The sequence below is a fragment of the Pseudoalteromonas sp. P1-26 genome, assembly GCF_001401795.1.
Lineage (GTDB): Bacteria > Pseudomonadota > Gammaproteobacteria > Enterobacterales > Alteromonadaceae > Pseudoalteromonas.
On sequence record NZ_LKDX01000004.1, the window covers coordinates 83100 to 99682 of the forward strand.

A 16583-nucleotide genomic window follows, 5' to 3' on the forward strand; every position below is an offset into this window, starting at 1 on the left:
GTAAAATTAGATTTGTACGTCTTTTACTTTTTTATAGCCTTCAGCTTCAAGCTCATCGTTTAAACATTTTAATACGTATGGCTTTAACTCTTCGTTGCTGATGTCATCATCTTTTGCCCAGTTTAAGCACATTTCAGTGTATTCTTTGATCATTTCAGCTGATGCTTCAGGTGCTTCGTTAGCGATTGCATTCGTTGCTGACACACTTAAAACAGGTGCCAAAATTAGTGCTAGCAATGCTTTTTTCATTTAATTATTCCTAATCAACAAAAGTAATTATTACCGGCTCAATTGCACAGTAATGGTGCGCAATGTGTATCTCACTTTGCTTGAGTGAATTTATAAACTAAATTTCAAAAAAAGATAACGAAAAATTTTTATCGTAAAGATAAGCAAAAAATAACCATTCTTTTGCTTCTAATGCTGGTAATCGTAAGGTCAAAACACGTATTATCGCGCTAATTTTAAAAGAAAAGTGAACTAACTTATGTCTGAACAAGTGACTCATTCAAAAATAAAGAAAGTACCAACCAAACTAGAGCAAGTTGTGGAGACTTTTATCTTTCGCTCGCGTTGGTTATTAGCACCATTCTTTATTGGCTTATTAGTCGCTGTGGTATTACTGCTGCTAAAGTTCTTTATGTATTTATACAGTATGGCCTTAAATACGTTCACTGCGTCAAACCAAGAGCTTTTGGTAGGTATTTTGACTTTAGTTGACACTGCACTACTAGCAGGGCTTTTGCTTATCATCATTTTCAGTGGCTACGAAAATTTTGTGTCAAAGTTGAATATAGACAACCATGAAGACAGGCCTGTGTGGATGGGTAAAGTTGGTTTCTCGGGTCTGAAGATGAAACTGATAAGCGCTATTGTCGCTATATCGGCTGTGGAGCTTTTAAAAGTCTTTATTAGCTCGAACAACCATTCAACAGATGAGCTACTCTGGAAGGTGTTAATACATGTCACGTTTGTGGTGTCGGGGGTGTTGTTTGCGCTCACAGATTACATTAATAGTAAAACCATGAACCACTAATACCACGATTAGGAATAAAAAAGCCCTGCATTGCAGGGCTTGGTTTTTAACAACTGATTATTAATTCAGGGTTGCGTAAAAGCAACCGAACCCGGGCAGAGTGACTGTATTATTGTTTAATTCAGCTGTGTGATGAGATATCTCAGTATGCTGTGAAGACACAGAATCAGAGATTATCAGTTCACTACTTTGTGCGCCTAAGTTGAATGCACAAAGCATTTTAGTGTCGTTAAGTGTTCTATAAAAAGCAAGCACTGGCTCTTGCGTTTCGATAAATTCAATATCGCCTTCTAACAATACGTTCTTATCTTTACGCCATGCCATAAATTCACGATAAGCATTCAAAATTGAATCTTTATCTTGATCTTGCGTATTTACGGCGACTGATTTGTGCGCATCGCCCACAGGTAGCCAAGGTTTTACTGTTGAGAAACCTGCTTGCTCAGCATCTGCTGCATCCCATGGCATTGGTGTACGACACCCGTCACGTCCTTTAAAGTTTGGCCAAAATGTAATGCCATATGGGTCTTGTAAGTCTTCAAATGCAACTTCAGCTTCACCTAAACCAAGTTCTTCACCTTGGTACATACAAACGCTACCACGTAACGAAGCAAGTAGGGCTGTTAGCATCTTACATTGCTGAGGCTCAATTTTTTCACCTTGACTCCAACGGCTAGCAACACGTTCAACGTCGTGGTTGCTAAATGCCCAACATGGCCAACCTTCGGTCATGCGCTGCTCTAAGGTGGTAACTGTAGTACGAATATATTCCGCGCTATAGTCGTTAGTAAGTAGCTCAAAGCTATAACCCATATGAAGTTTGTCACCACCTGATGTGTACTCAGCCATGGTTGCGAGTGAATCTTCAGATGAGATTTCTCCTAATGCAACTGTACCAGGGTACTTGTTTAGTAGGGCACGAATGTCCTGCATAAAACTAAGGTTTTCAGGTTGCGTATTATTGTAGTAGTGATACTGGAACGCATAAGGGTTGTCTTCGCTAAAGCCACGGCCTTGACGTTTCTCTGGTGGCTTAGCTGGATTATCACGTAATTGAGCATCGTGATAGCAAAAGTTAATTGCATCTAAACGGAAGCCATCAACGCCTTTCTTCAGCCAAAACTCAACATTATCTAATACTGCTTTGCGTACTTCAGGGTTATGGAAGTTTAAATCTGGCTGCTCAGCAAAGAAGTTATGTAAGTAATATTGACCACGACGCGGTTCCCATTGCCATGCAGGGCCACCAAAAATTGATAACCAGTTATTTGGCTGTGTGCCATCAGGCTTTGCATCAGCCCAAACGTACCAATCTGATTTGTCGTTGGTTTTATCTTCACGGCTATCAAGGAACCATTGATGTTGATCTGAGGTATGGCTCAATACCTGATCAATAATGATCTTAATATCACGTTGATGAGCTTGTGCGATGAGTTCATCAAAATCGTCAAGGTTACCAAACAATGGGTCGATATCACGATAGTCACTGATGTCATAACCAAAGTCTTTCATTGGTGATTTAAAGAAAGGTGAAACCCAAATAGCATCAACACCTAGGCTTTTAATATAATCAATACGATCAATGATACCTTTGATATCACCAATGCCATCGCCATTGGTGTCTTGGAAACTGCGCGGGTAAACTTGATAAATAACCGCACCTTTATACCACTGCTTTTGAGCCATGTTTTTCTCCATCGTGACACTCAGTGTATGTAAACTGTTAGGCAACCGTTAATGCAATATGTTGCCGGAATGTCAAAAGCATACGTGAAGGGTGAGATACTGTAAAAACTCTGCATACGTATGCACGCCAAATTCATCTTTGTTCTCAGTAAAATTTATTAACTTGATTTAAAAGTAAACAACTCGAATTTCTATCAATAAAATTTACCAATTAGGTTTGCTGAGTTTTAATTATGATCGCGAACGCCAGCTTGGTGCATAATATAGCTGGCTTACACCATAATGGTGCAGGGGTTGTATTGGTAAGACCAATTATCATTGGTATAGACTACTACCTTTAATAATTGCGTTAAGTCACCATTTAAGCGAGATAAATGGCTTAGTACCTATTTGTGTAACCAAATTTGGGGCGAAAATATAGCGAAAATGTTTCAATACTATTAAATCACACAATAAAATTGATAAATCATTTATATTCATATGGTTACAATTCTATTTTGTAAAAATGTTGTTAATGTTCGTGGTGGTGGACTACGCTGAATACGTATGCATAAATTTGTTAAGAAAATAATCAGAGCGTTAATATTCAATTCGACAACAAAATCAGTCAGCGAATTACAGCTATTATGTTAATGAATAACTGCAACACGTTGGCATTACAATTTGGGTAATGGGAAAACATCATGTCTATGTTCAAACCAAGTATATTAACTCTGGCTTTAACAGCCGCAGGTTTAAATAGCTTTGTAGCTTATGCTGCAGAAGAAGACCAAAAAGCAAAAAACGATAACGTTGAAGTTATCGAAGTAAAAGGTTTTCGTGGCAGTGTTGTAGAATCTATTAATACTAAACGCTTCACTCCTGAAGTTGTTGAGTCAATCTCAGCAGAAGATATCGGTAAATTACCTGATTCATCAATCGCAGAATCAATCGCACGCCTTCCTGGTTTAACAGCACAACGTCTAGACGGTCGAGCTAGCCGTGTAAGTGTTCGTGGTTTCAGTGAAAACGAAAGTGCAACAACATTCAACGGTCGTGAGCAAGTTTCAATCGGCGACAACCGTGGCGTTGAATTTGACCTTTACCCATCAGAAATTATGAGTGGCGTAACGGTATATAAAACTCCAAGCGCAGGCATTGATGCTGAAGGTATCGCTGGCGTTATCGACATGCAAACTGTTAAACCTTTAAGTAAAGGTGAACAAGTTATCATGTTCAACGGCCAATACGAGCAAACGGGTTTTGACAAATTAAACCCAGACGGTGACGATAAAGGTTTCCGTGGTACGGTTTCTTACATTGACCAATTTGCAGATGACACAATCGGTGTTGCATTCGCTTACAACACGATGAGCTCTCCAAACCAAGAAAAACGTTGGAACTCTTGGGGTTACCCTGAATTTACAGGTGAAGATGGTAATACGTACTCAATTTTAGGTGGTGCTAAGCCATTCGTACGTTCATCGACTCTTGAACGTGATACAGCAATGCTTGTTATTGAAGCTGCGCCGACTGATCGCCTAAACATGACATTTGATGCTTTATATGTAGATTTCTCTGATGAGAAAATCTTACGTGGTATCGAAGTGCCATTTGCATGGGGCCAAGGTTCAATTGACCCAAGTTCAGCTGTTGTTGACGCAGATTCTGGTTTCATCACAAGCGCAGTAACAGAAGGCCAACGTGTTGTTGTTCGTAATGACTACGAAGAGCGTAACGCAGAACTAACTCAGTTTGGTTTTAATGCAAAATACGACATTAGCGATGATTGGTCAGTAGAATTTGACGTAAGCCGCTCTGAAGTTGAGCGTCAAATCTGGAGTATCGAAAGCTACTCAGGTACAGGCCGTGGTGATGCAAATGGTGTTGCTGATACGATTGGTTATGAGTTTGACGGTGGTAACACTGGCGCACAATTCAGCCATAACCTTGATTACAGCGATTATGACTTAATTCAACTTGGTGGTCCATTATCTTGGGGTGCAAGTGCTGCACTTAACGATAAATACGGCTTAACAGGTACTGAGTATCAAAACACAGCACAAGATGGTTTCATCAACGCACCAGAAATCAATGATGAATTAAGCACATTGAAACTTGCTGCAAGCAAAGTACTTGATAACGCTTACATCAGCCGTGTGTCATTCGGTATGTCATACCGTGACCGTGAAAAGAGCAAGTTGTCTGAAGGTTATTTCATGACACTAAAAGACTTCTCTTTATCAAACCCAGGTATGTTATCTATCCCTGAACAATACCGTTTAGGCACGGCTAGCCTTGATTTCATTGGTATGGGCAACATGGTTGCTTATGATACCAACGGTCTGGTGAATGATGGTTACTATAGCCTTCTTCAAGAAAGCTTAACTGATTCAAAACACAAGACACAGTCTTGGACAGTTCAAGAGGAAGTAACCGCGTTCTTCGCACAAGCTGACATTAATGCAGAGCTGGGCTCTATCCCTGTAACAGGTAACGTTGGTGTGCGTTATGTGAAAACTGAACAGTCTTCACAAGGCTTCGCTGCTAATACTGTGGATGGTTTAGTTGTTGTATCTCCAACAGATGTAAGCCATGACTACAGCCACTTCTTGCCAAGCATCAACTTATCGTTTGCAATTGATGAAGAGCAAACTGTACGTTTTGGTGCGGCAAAAACGATTTCTCGTGCTCGCTTAGACGAAATGAACTCATCAGTTAATGCGTCTTACAACCAGCAACCAGATGAAAACGGTAACTACTGGAGCGTATCAGGTGGTAACCCAGAGCTTGAGCCAAAAGAAGCAACTGGTTTTGATTTAAGCTATGAAAACTACTTCCATGAAGAAGGTTACTTCGCTGCAGCTGTATTCTATAAAGATATCACTCAGTGGATTTTTGACGGTACTTATGAAATCGATATGAGCGGTGTAGCTGACCCGTCTACTGGTGAAATCCCTGAAACTTCAACAGGTACAGGTTCAGGTAAAGTGAACGGTGGTTCTGGTGACCTATGGGGTTACGAGCTTTCATTAACTCTACCATTCACTATGTTCAGCGAGTCACTTGATGGTTTTGGTTTAATCGCAAGCCATACAGGTGTTGAGCAAGACTTAACTGACCAAAATGGTAACGATTATGAGCTACCTGGTCTATCTGACCAAATCGATAGCTTAACAGTTTACTTTGAGCGTAACGGTTTCCAAGCGCGTACTAGCATGCGTAAGCGTAGCGACTTTAAAGGTGACGTATACGGTTTAGGTTTTGCGACTACACAAGTTGACATTAAAGGCGAAACAATTTGGGATGCTCAAGTCGGTTATGACTTTAGCGAAGGCGGTGTAGAGAGCCTTGACGGTTTATCTGTAACTTTCCAAGTACAGAACATCACAGAAGAGCCGTTTACGTCACTACAAGGTGATAACTCACTTCAAGTACGTGACTACCAAGACTACGGTCGTACATTCCTGTTAGGCTTCAGCTACAAGCTGTAATTAGCTAAAACAGCGATAGAAAATTGCCCTTGTGATTTGTTTTACAAGGGCTTTTTTATATCAGTGAGCTACACTCAATGAATTGAAATTGGCGTTAGGTGTACTATGGAAACAAAAAAAATAACCAAGGTCGTGATTGCCGGTGGTGGTACTGCAGGGTGGATAACCGCTGCATTACTTAATAAAGTGCTGGGCAAAGTAATTGATATCACGCTGGTAGAGTCAGCAGAGATTGGCACTGTTGGTGTAGGCGAAGCAAGCATCCCACCTATTTTGCATCTAAATGGTGCGCTAGGCATTTCTGAAAAAGAATTTATTAAGGCTACTGGTGCCACGATTAAGCTTGGTATCGAGTTTGAAAATTGGCGCAGCCAAGGCCACAGCTACATGCATGCATTTGGTGAGATAGGTAAGGATTTTCCGTTTTGTGAGTTTTATCATTTTTGGCTAAAAGCAAATCAAGCTAATAATGCACCTGATTTTTGGGATTTTTCACTAAATTATCAAGCTGCAAAAGCACATAAATTTGCTCACCTCAAGCACATTCCTAACACTCAGTTGGCGGGCTTACATTATGCCTACCATTTTGATGCCACTCGTTATGGCGAATTTTTAAAGGAATTAGCCCAATCACGAGGCGTAAAACGCATTGAAGGCAAAATTGAATCGGTTAACCAATGTCATGAAAGCGGGTATATTCGCTCTTTGCTACTTAAAAATGGCGAGCAAATAGACGGCGACTTATTTATTGATTGCACCGGTTTACGTGCTTTATTAATAGAACAAACTCTTAATACCGGCTTTGAAGATTGGTCGCATTGGTTACCATGTGATAGTGCGATTGCGGTGCAAAGTGAATCAGCTTTTGATGCAATTCCTTATACACGTTCAATTGCAAGAGACTCGGGTTGGCAGTGGCAAATTCCATTACAGCATCGTGTAGGCAACGGCATTGTGTATTCTTCTCGTTTCTTATCAGATGAAGCGGCAAAGCAACAGCTCTTAGAAAACCTACCTGCTAAACCACTGACAGAGCCCCGCGTTATTAAGTTTAAAACAGGTCGTCGCTTAAAACAGTGGCATAAAAATGTAGTATCAGTTGGCTTATCAAGCGGATTTTTAGAGCCATTAGAATCGACCAGTATTCATTTAATTCAAAGTGCAGCCATTCGTCTAATTAAGTTTTTTCCTCATCAAGGTATTAAACAAAGCCTTGTGGATGAATTTAATCAACAAAGTAAAACAGAATTTGAGCGAATTCGTGACTTTATTATTCTTCATTACAAGATTACTGAGCGTGATGACAGTGCGTTTTGGCGCTTTTGTAAAGGCATGGATATTCCAAGCAGTCTTAAAAAGAAAATTGAGCTATTTAAAACCAGCGGAAAGCTCGTAAGAGAAGACGATGAGCTATTTGCCGAAGTTGCGTGGCAGCAAGTGATGATAGGGCAAGGGCTAATTGCAGAGGATCACCATCCATTAACTGATGCGTTATCAGACGAGCAATTAAATGAGTTATTTAGCAATCTAAAAACCTTGATTAATAGCACTGTCGAGCAGCTACCGAGCCACAGTCAATTCTTAGAAAAAGTACAAAATTAACTATGAAAAAAACACAATCATTTTTAGCGCTAACGACCGCATTTACACTTTTTAACTCAACAGCAAGTTTTGCTATTACTGCGTCACCAGAAAACTGGTGGGTGGGCATGCAAAATGACTCGTTACAAGTCATGCTTTACGATAACAATATTGCTAACAAAACGTGGCAAATGATGCCTTATAAAGGTGTTGAGTTTAAAGGGGTGACAACAACGAATAACCCTAACTACGCGTTTTTAGATTTAACTATTAGCGATAATGCAAAGGCGGGAACACTAACCTTTAAAGCTGAAGATGGCACAGAATTTACTTACCCATTAAATGCCCGTGATAAACAAAGTGCCAATCGTCATGGCTTTACAAATAAAGATACGCTTTATTTAATCAATCCTGATCGCTTTGTAAATGGTGACCCAAACAATGACACCGTTGCTGGTATGAAGGAGCCTGCAAACCCAAGCTTTAAAGGTGGCCGTCATGGCGGTGATATTCAAGGTGTTATTAATAGCCTAGATTATCTTGAGAACTTAGGCGTGACTCAACTTTGGTTAACACCGGTGCTTGAAAATGACATGCCAAGTTACTCTTATCATGGTTATGCCATTACTGACTTTTACAAAGTTGATCCGCGTATGGGCAGTAATTCGCTTTATAAAACCTTATCTGCAGAAGCGAAAGAGCATGGTATCGGCTTAGTGATGGACATGGTACTTAACCACTTTGGTTCATCGCATCAGTGGATGGCTGATATGCCTACTGCTGATTGGGTTAACTTTGATGGCAAGTTTGAAAACGGTAAAAATGCAACCAGTCACGCCAGACAAACAATCCAAGACCCTCACGCAAGCCAATACGACAAACGTCAATTTAACGATGGTTGGTTTGTTGAGTCTATGCCTGATCTAAATCAGCGCCAGCCGTTATTATCAACGTATTTGATTCAAAATGCCATTTGGTGGATTGAATATGCCAACTTAAGCGGCATTCGTGTTGATACCTACTCATACTCAGATAAAGCATTTTTAGCCGATTGGACTAAAGCCATTATGACCGAGTATCCAAACTTTAATATTGTTGGCGAAGAGTGGACAACCAACCCGGCTATTGCATCTTATTGGCAGCGTGGCAAAGTCAATCAAGATGGTTATACCTCTGATTTACCAAGTGTGATGGACTTCTCATTACAAGAAGCGCTGATCCAAGCACTCAACGAAGAAGAAAGCTGGAATACAGGTTGGGTAAAAGTGTACCAATCGCTAGCTAATGACTTTTTATATGCTGATACAGATAACATTTTAGTGTTTGCTGATAATCATGACATGAGCCGTGTTTACACTGAGCTTGGTCAAGACCTAGCAAAAACAAAATTAGCCATGACGCTGCTGTTAACAACTCGTGGTATTCCACAAATTTATTACGGCACAGAACTGTTACTTGATAACACACCAAGTAATGACCACGGTGATATTCGCATTGACTTCCCGGGTGGGTTTAAAGGTCAAAAAGCGAATGCCTTCACAGGTAAGGGGCTTTCAGCTGATCAGCAAGAGATGTTAGCTAGCATGAAAAAACTGCTTAAGCTTCGTCAAGAAAAACCAGCGTTAAGCGAAGGTCGTTTAATGCATTTTTCACCCAAGCAAGGCGTGTATAGTTATGTGAGAGAACACAATGGCCAAACTGTATTGGTTATTCTTAACAAAAACCAACAAGCCATTGATTGGGATTTAAGCTACATGCAAGAAGCGCTGAAAGGTAATAATAAAGGACGCGATTTAATCAGTGAAAAACGCGTTGATCTTGCAGCGCCAATCCGCTTAAAAGCTATGCAAGCACGCTTAATAGAGCTTGAATAATTGCAACTAATAGGCTGAATACGTATGCATTTACTGTCCGTATGCAGCCCTTAACATTAGTATGAACTGATATTTACAGAAAAATGAAGTAATGATGACAACATACAAACTAACTGCGTTAGTAGTGGCTTCGGTTTTAGGTATAACTGCCTGTGGTAACGATGCGCCAGTACAGCAGAACACGCAAAAGCAGCAATCAGAATCTAGCCAAGCAGCTATCTCTAAGCCTGTGGTTTACCAAGTATTCACTCGATTATTTGGTAACACTAACACCACCAATAAACCGTGGGGCACATTAGAAGAAAATGGGGTAGGTAAATTCGCTGATTTTAATGATGCAGCATTACAAGGCATTAAAGAGCTAGGAACAACACATGTTTGGTACACTGGTGTACCGCGTCATGCTTTAGTAACTGACTATACCGAATACGGTTTGTCACAAGATGACCCTGATGTTGTAAAAGGCCGTGCAGGCTCACCTTATGCAGTGAAAGACTATTACGATGTTAATCCTGATTTAGCAATTAACCCTGAGCGCCGCTTAGAAGAGTTTGTAGAGCTAATTAATCGTACTCATAAGCACGGTATGAAAGTTGTTATTGATATTGTGCCAAATCACGTAGCGCGTAATTACGAGTCAGTCGCCAAGCCTGAGGGCGTAAAGGATTTTGGTGCTGAAGATGACACGACGAAAACCTATGCTCGCGATAATAACTTTTACTATGTAACAGGGCAGTCATTTCAAGTGCCTACCAGCGATAGCTACCAAGTGTTAGGTGGTAACCCGCATCCTCTTGCTGATAATCAGTTTGCCGAAACCCCAGCAAAATGGACGGGTAATGGGGCCCGTGCCGCTAAACCTGACATTAATGATTGGTACGAAACAGTTAAAATCAATTACGGTGTGAAACCAGACGGTAGCTACGACTTCCCAACACTACCGGATGATTACGCTGATAAAGATTACCGTGCGCACTACGCATTTTGGCAAGATAAAGATCTACCAAATAGCTGGTATAAATTCCGCGATATCGCGCTTTATTGGTTAGATAAAGGTGTTGATGGTTTCCGTTATGATATGGCCGAGATGGTGCCTGTTGAGTTTTGGAGCTTTTTAAATTCATCAATCAAGATGCAAAAAAGCGATGCCTTTATTTTGGCTGAGGTATATAACCCAACGCTTTACCGCCCTTATATCCAGCAAGGTAAGATGGATTACCTTTACGACAAAGTCGGTTTTTACGACACGGTTAAAGCTGTGATGCAAGGCAAGCAATCAGCGGATACTATTTTCGATATCCAAAGCCAAGTGGCTGATATTGAACAGCACATGCTGCACTTTTTAGAAAACCATGATGAGCAACGTATTGCTAGCCCAGATTTCGCTGGTAGTAGTGAAAAAGGTAAGCCAGCGATGGTGGTATCTACATTGATGTCGCGCTCGCCAACCTTACTTTATTTTGGTCAAGCTGTCGGTGAAGATGGCTCTGAGGACGGTGGTTTTGGCGACCCAACGCGTACCAGCATTTTCGATTATATGGGGGTACCTGCGCATCAAGCATGGATGAATAATGGTAAATTCGATGGCGGTGCGCTTTCAAAGCAGCAAGCTGATCTTCGCGCTTACTACACCAAGTTGATGTCGTTAAACACACTTCCTGCCATTGTTGGTGGTGACATGCAAGCGGTTGAATTGACAGGCTCAGAGCAAGTTATTGCGTTCACGCGTAAGCTAGGCCAACAACTAGTGCTTGTAGTAAGTAACTTTTCAGAAAACCAACAAAATGTTGAGCTTACTCTTAATCAAGCGTTGTTACCTAAGCTTAACCACAGTGGTTTAACGTTTACTGATAACCTAGAAAATCATGCCGACATTGTGATTCCTGAGGCATCTACTAAGGCGCCAATTCAATTACAACTGAACGGCTTAAGCAGTGCAGTATTTACCTTAAAGGCTGACTATGAATAATAACAAACCAACGCTAAGCTTTTGGCAAATATGGAATATGTGTTTTGGATTCCTTGGTATCCAATTTGGCTTTGCATTACAAAACGGTAATGTAAGCCGCATTTTTCAAACCTTAGGTGCCAATGTTGATGACATTCCAATTCTTTGGGTTGCAGCGCCGCTTACAGGCCTTATTGTTCAGCCGATCATCGGTTATTGGAGTGATAAAACATGGAATAAGTTAGGTCGTCGTCGTCCGTTCTTTTTCTATGGGGCTATTTTAACAACGTTATCGTTATTCATTATGCCTAACTCACCAAGCCTGTGGATTGCGGCGGGTATGTTATGGATCATGGATGCGTCAATTAACGTAACTATGGAGCCATTCCGTGCTCTTGTCAGTGATAACTTACCGAAAAAGCAACGTGCAACTGGTTATGCAATGCAAAGCTTCTTCATTGGTGTTGGTGCGGTTGTCGCGTCTGCATTACCTTGGATGATGACTAACTGGTTCGATATTGCCAATACTGCACCTGCAGGGCAAATTCCAGATTCTGTAAAATTCTCGTTTTACTTTGGCGCAGTAGTATTAATTATTGCTGTGTTTTGGACTGTCTTTACTACTAAAGAATATTCACCAGAAGAACTTGAAAGCTTTCATGAACAAGAGCAAAGCGATGACTCGGGCGATGTTCAAAGTGATGTAAACTTTAACAAAGGCGCTGCAATCTTTACGGTTCTTGGTCTAGTAGTACTTGGTATTGTTACGGGTCTATCGCTTGAAAAAGAGCTTTATTTACTTGCTGGTGGTTTGATTAGCTTTGGTGTTATTCAATTTATTGCTGGTGCTTTAAAGGCTAAAAACGCAACCAGTGGTGGCTTTTATCAAGTTGTGAATGATGTATTCACTATGCCAGAAACGATGAAACAATTGGCTTGGGTACAATTTTTTAGCTGGTTCTCATTGTTTGCAATGTGGATTTACACCACATCGGCAGTAACTAGCTTCCACTACGGCAGCAGTGATACAAGCTCTCTTGCCTACAATAACGGTGCGGATTGGGTTGGTGTATTATTTGCCGCTTACAATGGTTTTGCTGCCATTGCAGCACTGTGTATTCCGGTTATCGTTAAAAAAGTAGGACTAAAAATGGCTCACGCTATCAACCTAGTGCTAGGTGCATTGGGTCTGGTCAGCTTCATTATTATCAAAGATCCAAGTTTACTGATCTGGCCAATGATTGGAGTAGGGTTTGCTTGGGCGTCAATTCTATCTTTACCATACGCAATGTTAAGTACCTCAGTACCAAGTAAAAAAATGGGTGTGTACATGGGTATCTTTAACTTCTTTATTGTTATTCCGCAGCTTTTAGCGGCAAGCGTATTAGGCCTAATTTTACGTCACTTTTTTGATAATCAACCGATTTATGCGTTAGTGCTAGGTGCAGTGTCATTCGTACTAGCAGCGGTCGCTGTACTGCGCGTTAAGCAACAATAATAAGGACACACCATGAAAAAATTTAATCTCATTACAGCAAGCTTGTTAGTGTTAGGTTTAACAGCTTGTAGTTCAGAACAATCAGCTAATACAGCAGTTGAGCAGGTGCCGGCGCCAGGCGCACCGGGTGTTGAGCCTTTTTGGGCATACTCTGGTAAAACGGGGATTGGTACCTCTTACGAGCAATACCAAGATGGCCACTACAGCGACGCAGCTGCTACCGGCAAAGTATCAAAAGTTTGGTTTTCAATCGCGAAAGGCATGATCACCGAAACCATGTTTGGTTTAATTCACCAAGCACAAATCAAAGATATGCAATTTGTTGTAGTTGGTAAAGACTTTACCGTTACAGAAAACGATGATCTCGATGTAAGCATTGATTATTTATACAAAGACGACGCTGGTCGTCCATTATCGCTTGCTTACAAAGTAGTAAGTAAAGATAAACAAGGTCGTTTTACTTTAGAAAAACATATCTTTACAGATCCAAACGGCCAAACATTGTTTGTTCGTAGCGTATTTAATACTGAACTTGAAGGTGTGAAAGCCTACGTTAATGTGAACCCTTACATTGATAACAATGGTTTAGACGATTTTGCAAAAGTAACTGATAAGGGTCTAGTTGCTTGGCAAGATGATAACTTTTTATCTTTACAAGCCGCTCAACCTTTTAAGCAAGCAAGCGTTGGCTTTACGGGTGTAAGTGATGGCTTAAAAGAGTTAAAAGCATCGCAATCATTATCAACGACTTACCAAAGTACTGGTGATAAGTCGGGTAATGTAAGCTTACTTGCAGAGCTTGGTGAAGTATCAAAAAACACCACCTTTGATTTAGCTTTAAGCTTTGGTAATTCTGAAGCTGCAAGCTTAAAAGAAGGTCAAGCAAGTTTAAATCAAGGCTACCAAAAAGTGCTTGCTGCATATAACGGTGAAGGTGCTGCAATTGGTTGGCAAGACTACTTAGCAAGCCTTGAACCTTTAAGCACATTAACTAACAGCACCGCAGATAATGGAAAGTTGCTTTATACCAGCGCCATGGTATTAAAAGCGCAAGAAGATAAAACTCATGCCGGTGCTTTAATTGCGTCACTTTCTAACCCTTGGGGTGAAACGGTGTCGGCTAAAACAGGTTCTACCGGTTATAAAGCGGTTTGGGTACGTGATTTCTATCAAGTAGCAATGGCATTTATGGCCATGGGTGATGCACGTACCGCCAAGACAGCGTTTGAATATCTAGAAAAAGTACAAGTAACAGATAACACACCAGGCAATGGTGGTGACACTGGTTGGTTCTTACAAAAGACTCACGTTGATGGTGAGCTTGAGTGGGTAGGTGTTCAGCTTGACCAAACAGCAATGCCAATTATGCTAGCGTGGAAACTACATCAAGCTGGCGTACTTAGCGATCAAGAGCTGACAGATTGGTATGGCAAAATGTTAAAACCAGCTGCTGATTTCTTAGTTGATGGTGGCCTTGCGAAAATTCTTTGGAACGACACGCAAATTACACCGCCAGCAACGCAACAAGAGCGTTGGGAAGAACAAAATGGTTTTTCACCATCAACAACTGCAGCGGTTGTTGCAGGCCTAGTAACGGCTGCAGATATTGCTAAAAAAGCAGGCGACACTAAAAATGCAGAGCGTTACCTAGCAACGGCTAAAACGTTCAATAGTGAAATTGAAAGTACGATGTTTACGACTCAAGGTAACCTTAAGTCTGAAAACAGCGATGGTGAATATTTCATTCGTATCGGTCAAGACAAAGATCCAAACTCATCAACCACACTTAATGCCAATAACGGGCGTGAAGGCTTTGATAAAAAGCAAATCCTTGATGGTGGATTCTTAGAGCTTGTACGTTATGGTGTTCGTGATGCACTTGCGCCAAGCATTGTAAAAACATTACCAGAGTACGATGACGAAACCTTAGTCGATAATCTGCAAGTGCGTTACACCTTTAATTTTGCTGATGGCTCGGGTTCATTCCCAGGCTACCGCCGCTATGGTAACGATGGTTACGGTGAAGATGAAGTGACAGGTAATAACTATGCCGAAGGTGGCAATAACACCCCTGGTCAACGTGGTCGTGTATGGCCGTTTTTTACAGGTGAACGCGGTCACTATGAAATCGCCGCTGCAAACGCAACCAACAGCCTTGATGCGATGAAGCAACAAGCGATCAAAGACACTTATGTAAAAGGTATGGAAGCATTTGCCAATGAAGGCATGATGTTACCTGAACAAGTTTGGGATGGCGTAGGCAACAATAAAGCAGGCTATCAGCTAGGTGAGGGTACAAACTCAGCCACACCACTGGCTTGGACTCACGCTGAATACATTAAGTTACTCCGTTCAGTGAGCGATAAACATGTATGGGACCATTACCCAGTTGTTGAAGACGCATTGAAGTAAAAACTTATTTAACATGCCCAATATTTATTGGGCATGTTGCTTTTGGCAAAAGGAAAAATAATGTTAAAAAGGATGGCTTTATGTGCTCTATTAGCAGTAAGTACGCAAAGTAAAGCGGATGATTACTTGCTTTACTTTATGGGTGGCCAATCAAATATGGAAGGATTTGGCTTTAATAAAGATTTACCTGCGCAGTATAAAAAACCAGTTGAAAATACCTTACTCTTTTTTGGTAACCCTGTTGCTGATGATGCATTAAATGGTGGTAAAGGTGTTTGGACTAATTTAATGCCTGGCTTTGGAACAGGCGCTAGATCGACAGGTCATTCAATTATTTTATCTGAAAGATTTGGTCCTGAATTGAGTTTTGGTAAACGCTTATCTGAGCTTACAGATAAGAAAATAGCCATTATTAAATATGCACGTGGAGGCTCATCTATTGCGCTTGGGGCATCTGGCTTTGGTACATGGGGGCAGAACTATGCTGACAACACTAAGATTAACCAATGGGATAACTTTCAAACTACCGTAAGAGCTGCGTTAGCTAACAATGATATAGATGGTGATGGTGAAGCCGATACTTTAGTCCCAGCAGGGATCATTTGGATGCAGGGTGAGGCAGATGCCTATCATGAGCAAGCATCTAAGGTTTATTTAGCTAATTTAACAAGTCTGATGAATGATATGAAGATGACTTTTGGCAATATAGAGTTACCAATCATACTTGGCAGAATAGAAGACTCTGGTAAAACACCCCAAACACGAATGATGCCATATATTGAGAGTGTATGGGATGCTCAGGAAAAGTTCGTTAAATCAAATGCTAATGCTCATTTAGTTGCCTTTGATGAGCCTGTCGAATTCATTGAAGATAAATGGCACTATAAAAGTAATTACTATATAAGACTAGGTAACCTTTTTGCAGAAAAAGCAGCCGAAACATTAGCTAAGTAAGCTTCTTTTAAATAGCTACTTAAATAATTAAACCGCCGAATTAACCTCGGCGGTTTTTTGTTTTGCACTTTTTTACAATTTAATTGTGCTTTCCTTATATGGGTACGTTAAGATAGCTTAA

Annotated in this window: 10 protein-coding genes; 8 read left to right on the plus strand and 2 right to left on the minus strand. The window is 40.8% G+C overall.

Going from position 1 to position 16583, the window contains the following annotated elements; genetic code table 11:
- Window positions 1-6: 6 nt before the first annotated feature.
- A complete protein-coding gene (locus tag AN394_RS03865; protein WP_054561654.1) occupies window positions 7-249 on the minus strand; it encodes a hypothetical protein in 243 nt (80 codons plus the stop codon).
- Window positions 250-487: 238 nt separating this feature from the next.
- Between AN394_RS03865 and AN394_RS03870 the strand changes: the two genes are divergently transcribed.
- Entirely contained in the window at window positions 488-1036 is a 549-nt protein-coding gene (locus AN394_RS03870; RefSeq protein ID WP_055020839.1) for a TIGR00645 family protein, read from the plus strand.
- A gap of 60 nt (window positions 1037-1096) precedes the next feature.
- On the opposite strand, the gene AN394_RS03875 is transcribed toward AN394_RS03870, so the two are convergent.
- Window positions 1097-2722, minus strand: coding sequence for an alpha-glucosidase family protein (locus AN394_RS03875; protein ID WP_055020840.1), 1626 nt, complete (start codon window positions 2720-2722; stop codon window positions 1097-1099).
- Between the two features lie 683 nt (window positions 2723-3405).
- Here AN394_RS03875 and AN394_RS03880 point away from each other — a divergent pair.
- The 7 genes from AN394_RS03880 to AN394_RS03910 all read left to right on the plus strand — a co-directional run bounded on the left by AN394_RS03880 (window position 3406) and on the right by AN394_RS03910 (window position 16462).
- The gene (locus AN394_RS03880; protein WP_055020841.1) at window positions 3406-6195 is read left to right on the plus strand and encodes a TonB-dependent receptor; all 2790 of its coding nucleotides are present in this window, start codon (window positions 3406-3408) and stop codon (window positions 6193-6195) included.
- A gap of 105 nt (window positions 6196-6300) precedes the next feature.
- Window positions 6301-7797, plus strand: a complete 1497-nt coding sequence (locus tag AN394_RS03885; protein ID WP_055020842.1) for a tryptophan halogenase family protein — start codon at window positions 6301-6303, stop codon at window positions 7795-7797.
- Between the two features lie 2 nt (window positions 7798-7799).
- Window positions 7800-9650, plus strand: a complete 1851-nt coding sequence (locus AN394_RS03890; RefSeq protein ID WP_055020843.1) for a glycoside hydrolase family 13 protein — start codon at window positions 7800-7802, stop codon at window positions 9648-9650.
- 94 nt (window positions 9651-9744) lie between these two features.
- On the plus strand, window positions 9745-11619 hold the full coding sequence (locus AN394_RS03895) for an alpha-amylase family glycosyl hydrolase (protein ID WP_408002937.1): 1875 nt from the start codon (window positions 9745-9747) through the stop codon (window positions 11617-11619).
- Window positions 11612-13096, plus strand: a complete 1485-nt coding sequence (locus AN394_RS03900; RefSeq protein WP_055020845.1) for an MFS transporter — start codon at window positions 11612-11614, stop codon at window positions 13094-13096. Before AN394_RS03895 ends, AN394_RS03900 begins: the two co-directional genes overlap by 8 nt.
- Window positions 13097-13108: 12 nt before the next feature.
- Window positions 13109-15508 carry a glucan 1,4-alpha-glucosidase gene (locus AN394_RS03905; RefSeq protein WP_055020846.1) on the plus strand — a complete coding sequence of 800 codons (2400 nt, stop codon included), beginning with the start codon at window positions 13109-13111 and terminating at the stop codon, window positions 15506-15508.
- A gap of 42 nt (window positions 15509-15550) precedes the next feature.
- A complete protein-coding gene (locus AN394_RS03910; protein WP_161805748.1) occupies window positions 15551-16462 on the plus strand; it encodes a sialate O-acetylesterase in 912 nt (303 codons plus the stop codon).
- Window positions 16463-16583: the final 121 nt, after the last annotated feature.

What these genes read in the sequence shown, in the direction of transcription:
- AN394_RS03865 (WP_054561654.1), bottom strand. Translation starts at nt 249, where the DNA reads ATGAAAAAAGCATTGCTAGCACTAATTTTGGCACCTGTTTTAAGTGTG.
- AN394_RS03870 (WP_055020839.1), top strand. Translation starts at nt 488, where the DNA reads ATGTCTGAACAAGTGACTCATTCAAAAATAAAGAAAGTACCAACCAAA.
- AN394_RS03875 (WP_055020840.1), bottom strand. Translation starts at nt 2,722, where the DNA reads ATGGCTCAAAAGCAGTGGTATAAAGGTGCGGTTATTTATCAAGTTTAC.
- AN394_RS03880 (WP_055020841.1), top strand. Translation starts at nt 3,406, where the DNA reads ATGTCTATGTTCAAACCAAGTATATTAACTCTGGCTTTAACAGCCGCA.
- AN394_RS03885 (WP_055020842.1), top strand. Translation starts at nt 6,301, where the DNA reads ATGGAAACAAAAAAAATAACCAAGGTCGTGATTGCCGGTGGTGGTACT.
- AN394_RS03890 (WP_055020843.1), top strand. Translation starts at nt 7,800, where the DNA reads ATGAAAAAAACACAATCATTTTTAGCGCTAACGACCGCATTTACACTT.
- AN394_RS03895 (WP_408002937.1), top strand. Translation starts at nt 9,745, where the DNA reads ATGACAACATACAAACTAACTGCGTTAGTAGTGGCTTCGGTTTTAGGT.
- AN394_RS03900 (WP_055020845.1), top strand. Translation starts at nt 11,612, where the DNA reads ATGAATAATAACAAACCAACGCTAAGCTTTTGGCAAATATGGAATATG.
- AN394_RS03905 (WP_055020846.1), top strand. Translation starts at nt 13,109, where the DNA reads ATGAAAAAATTTAATCTCATTACAGCAAGCTTGTTAGTGTTAGGTTTA.